We start from the raw sequence: 359 nt of genomic DNA on the forward strand, positions 1-359 counted from the left end.
CGACCGCGCCCGAACCGTTTCGATGCTCACCGGCCGCGAAGGGCCGGTGCAGGAGTCCGAGGCGCGTCGGGTCCGCGAGCAACGCGAGGTTTCGATGCTCACCGGCCGCGAAGGGCCGGTGCAGGTCCTTGGCCTCGGCGCCATGGGCACCGCACTGGCCCGTTTCGATGCTCACCGGCCGCGAAGGGCCGGTGCAGGGGCCTCTTCCGGGTCGGCGGAGGTGGTCTCCAGGTCGTTTCGATGCTCACCGGCCGCGAAGGGCCGGTGCAGGACGGGGGTCGGCGGCGCGGCCGACGAAGGTAGCAGGTTTCGATGCTCACCGGCCGCGAAGGGCCGGTGCAGGAGGATCACCATTGGCC

At 71.9% G+C, this 359-nt stretch carries 1 protein-coding gene; it reads right to left on the reverse strand.

Annotation, left to right across the window (positions count from 1 at the left end):
• Window positions 1-171: 171 nt before the first annotated feature.
• Window positions 172-359, reverse strand: a 188-nt coding sequence (locus tag BLQ73_RS34990; protein ID WP_420820008.1) for a hypothetical protein, incomplete at its 5' end; no start/stop codon positions are given.

The sequence above is a fragment of the Sinosporangium album genome, assembly GCF_900100605.1.
GTDB classification, from domain to species: Bacteria; Actinomycetota; Actinomycetes; order Streptosporangiales; family Streptosporangiaceae; genus Sinosporangium; species Sinosporangium album.